The following is a 3,259-nucleotide window of genomic DNA, read 5'->3' as shown; positions in this document are numbered from 1 at the left end:
GTTTTGAAACCTTAGGTTCAAAACTAAGTCATGGAACTTCTACGAAGTTCGCTGACGTCCGCACTCACCTAAGGAAAGTTTTTCAAAAGACTTTATCTTCAATTTGAAGAGACTGGGACAAAAGTCCTAGCCTCTCAATTGTCTTTGGATTRTYGARCAAGACGCAGTGGTTGAGTGGGCTCTACTACGCTGATTTCATCAGCTTTTATAGCCCTACTCAACTGTCCGGAGGTGGGACAACGAAATCGAATTCTAATGAATTACCGATTTCTGTCCCACTCTCTTTATGTGATATTACACTCCCAATCGGATATGAGGGAAGTGGTTGTAGAGGTAGTCAAAGGTTGACTGAAGTTTAGTGTCTGTTGTTTTACCAATGTTCTTAATAGGCATTTGGTATTTCTTTTGATTGTTTCGAACAGCAACTAAGGTTGAGTTTCTGTTTGAAGCAACGAAGCCACGATGCATGGTGAGAATGTGGTGGTAGAGATGGACGACCTGTTTGAGATCAATCGCCTTGAAACCTCTATAGTAGGCAATGAGATGGTCTTTATAAACAGCAATTTTCAGCACATCGTCGTGGAAAGAAGCTTGTTCCAGCAGGATATTGAGATTGTTCTTGGCCTCTGGATAGGCTGCATAGATTTCTTCGTAGGCAGCGATATTTTTCTTGCGGCCGATAATTCCTATAACGACAAAGAAAACACAGAGTCCAATCAAAAACAGAATGTAGAACATGAATGCAAGATTGTCAGATTCAAATTCAGTGATAGAGATATAGGAGCTGCTTGACATTACTGTGATGACTTCGGGATTGTCTGCTAGGAGACCGCGAACGAGGCTGCCATAATTAGAGATATATCCCTGATTTTTTTTAGGGGAGTTAGCATTAACATAGGAGCCAACGATTCGGACAGGATTTTTTTCCAGCTCGCCCTTTTTCTCTTTTTCCAAGAGCTGGGCAATCTGTTTGTCTCCCTTTTTAGCCTGCAGACCAACATATCCGTCTTGGTAAGCAACCAGCCAAACTTGAGTATTATCTTCTACTTCAATCAGAGCCTCTGGAAAAATATATGACACTTCAGCATAGACTGCTGAATCTGCTCCGGGATTGCTATTTCGGTCATAGGCAGTCTTGGTGTTGACTTTTTGGTATTGGATAAATCCCATCACTGCAGCAACTGCTAGAAAAATAAAAGTAATTACCAGTAGGGCGATGGTACCCTGGTTACGTCTTTCCTTGAGCATAGCTCAACTTCCAAAATATAGTACAAAAAAATAATTTGATTAGCAAACTATCTTTTTTGTATAGTATAGCATAAATGCTTGACAAATGGCAAGAATGTGTTAAAATATGAATGAATATATAGATTGATTCATTCATAAAAGAGGCATGGAAATGGATAAAAAAAATGAGCTCTTGGCTGCGGCTAGAGAAGTATTTGCAGAAAAAGGCTATAAGGCAGCTGGAATTTCTGATATTGCTAAGAGAAGCCATATGGCTGTCGGATCATTTTACAAGTATTATGAGTCCAAGGAAGCTATCTTCTTGGAGGTTTATGTAGCTGAAAATAGCCATATACGTGAGGGAATCATGCAACGCGTAGACTGGCAGGGCGAGCCCGAGGCAATCGTTGAGCAGCTTTTTGCAGTCACTTTTGAGTTGATTTCACCCAATAAAATTCTGGCTGAGTGGAACAAGCCAGGCATTTCTCAGATTCTGCACGATTACTATAATCAGGATGCCGGACGAGCATCCAATGCCTTTCATCAGTTTCTGATTCAGACCTTCAGCCAGCGCTTGCAGGAAGAGGGCTTTTCGAAGGAGAAAATAGCTGAGATCATGAAGGTTTATGACTTGATTTATTACATAGACATGCATGTCACAGAGCAGGAATTTTCAGGCTACTTCGATAGTCTTGAGACTTTAGTGAAATATTTTGTTAAGGGGATTTTTTCCAAATAGAGGAAATTCCTTTACTTAGAAGCAAGCATGAATGAATTTTTAAAATCATTCATTCACAAACAAAAGGAGGTGATGTCTTATGTAGTGCGAATAGGAATTGGAAGGTATTCAAGAAATGTGATTGGATAAGTATAAAGTGAATTATTTTTTAAAAAGTTTTGAATGAATATTAGAAATCGTTCATTCAAAAACGGAAAGTGAGGAAATGAATGAATAAGCAAGGAGGATTTGCTATGAGCGGATTGGCTATTTTGGGTATCTGTCTGGTGCTGATTGGTCTTTTGACCATTGGTTACGGCGGTGCGACAGTTGGTTTTAGTTTAAGTGTGGATTTTCAGTCATTTTTAGTCGGAGGTCTCATCGTTGTCCTGATCGGAGCAGCTTTGATTCCGGGCTTGCCGGCAGTTGTTAAGCTGACGGCACTGGCTTTGACAACTTTGTCATTGCTGATGTACATTCACATGATGCCAGATTTAGAGTTCATGCTTATGCTCATCTCAGATGTCGTGGTTTTAGGCTTTGCGGCTTGGTTTGCTATCCTTTTTTTAAGAAAGTAGGTGATGAAGATGATTGTAGTTTATGATTCAAATACTGGTATTGGTAAACGATTTGCAGAATCACTGGGCTATCCGACCCAGACTATCAAGGAGAAACTGGAAGAGCCCTGTATTCTCATTACTCGAAATGCTGGTGCTGGGAAAATTCCCTGGTCTACCAAACGCTTTATCAAGAAACATTCTGGGCTGATTAAAGGTTTTGTTAATAATGGTGACTCTGTTAAACACGGCCGGACCTTCTGCGGGGCAACTGCCTTGATTATCGAAAAATATGGGCTCCAGCATATCTGCGATATTGACCGAGGCGGTAGTCCAGAAGATGTCGAGACTGTACAGGAATTTTTGGCGGAGTGCTAGTCTCATCAAGTTTCGTAAAATGGAGGACTCGTATGTCTAGATTCAAGAAAATTGGGAGCTTGTTTCTGGCTCTGATTTCTGTCTTTATCCTAACGGCCTGCGGGCATGTACAGAAAGAGCCCGACACTTTAGATAAGACGGAAAGAAATTCTTCTAAACAAGAAGAAGCAGATCAGAATCAGGTAGACGCAACTTCCAGTGCGTCACAGAAAGATTGACTTTTTTGTCAAAATAGAAGAGCTTAATTTGTTCAATGATTTTTAGGTCATCTGTTGACCTGTTTTGCGTATCAATAGAGGATGGAACAAAAGTCCTAGCCTCTCAATTGTCTTTGGATTGTCGAGCAAGACGCAGTGGTTGAGTGGGCTCTACTACGCTG

Annotated in this window: 5 protein-coding genes; 4 read left to right on the top strand and 1 reads right to left on the bottom strand. The window is 40.7% G+C overall.

Features of this window, described 5'->3' with window-relative positions; translation table 11 throughout:
- Positions 1-294 precede the first annotated feature (294 nt).
- Positions 295-1,248, bottom strand: a complete 954-nt coding sequence (locus ADF75_RS01615; protein ID WP_006596521.1) for a hypothetical protein — start codon at positions 1,246-1,248, stop codon at positions 295-297.
- A 151-nt stretch (positions 1,249-1,399) separates the two neighbouring features.
- Here ADF75_RS01615 and ADF75_RS01610 point away from each other — a divergent pair, with 151 nt between their 5' ends.
- The 4 genes from ADF75_RS01610 to ADF75_RS01595 all read left to right on the top strand — a co-directional run bounded on the left by ADF75_RS01610 (position 1,400) and on the right by ADF75_RS01595 (position 3,098).
- On the top strand, positions 1,400-1,966 hold the full coding sequence (locus ADF75_RS01610) for a TetR/AcrR family transcriptional regulator (protein WP_006597143.1): 567 nt from the start codon (positions 1,400-1,402) through the stop codon (positions 1,964-1,966).
- A gap of 209 nt (positions 1,967-2,175) precedes the next feature.
- Positions 2,176-2,523, top strand: coding sequence for a hypothetical protein (locus ADF75_RS01605; protein WP_006596523.1), 348 nt, complete (start codon positions 2,176-2,178; stop codon positions 2,521-2,523).
- Entirely contained in the window at positions 2,524-2,880 is a 357-nt protein-coding gene (locus ADF75_RS01600) for a class Ib ribonucleoside-diphosphate reductase assembly flavoprotein NrdI (RefSeq protein WP_192831466.1), read from the top strand.
- Positions 2,881-2,912: 32 nt separating this feature from the next.
- Complete coding sequence (locus ADF75_RS01595; RefSeq protein WP_006596525.1) at positions 2,913-3,098, top strand: hypothetical protein; 186 nt, start codon at positions 2,913-2,915, stop codon at positions 3,096-3,098.
- Positions 3,099-3,259: the final 161 nt, after the last annotated feature.

The organism is Streptococcus sp. 1171_SSPC, from assembly GCF_001069335.1.
GTDB classification, from domain to species: Bacteria; Bacillota; Bacilli; order Lactobacillales; family Streptococcaceae; genus Streptococcus; species Streptococcus xiaochunlingii.
This window is presented reverse-complemented; position numbering and strand designations above follow the sequence as displayed.

Bases quoted from the DNA above. Each gene is read 5' to 3' on its own strand.
- ADF75_RS01615 (WP_006596521.1), bottom strand. From the start codon at position 1,248: ATGCTCAAGGAAAGACGTAACCAGGGTACCATCGCCCTACTGGTAATT.
- ADF75_RS01610 (WP_006597143.1), top strand. From the start codon at position 1,400: ATGGATAAAAAAAATGAGCTCTTGGCTGCGGCTAGAGAAGTATTTGCA.
- ADF75_RS01605 (WP_006596523.1), top strand. From the start codon at position 2,176: ATGAATAAGCAAGGAGGATTTGCTATGAGCGGATTGGCTATTTTGGGT.
- ADF75_RS01595 (WP_006596525.1), top strand. From the start codon at position 2,913: ATGTCTAGATTCAAGAAAATTGGGAGCTTGTTTCTGGCTCTGATTTCT.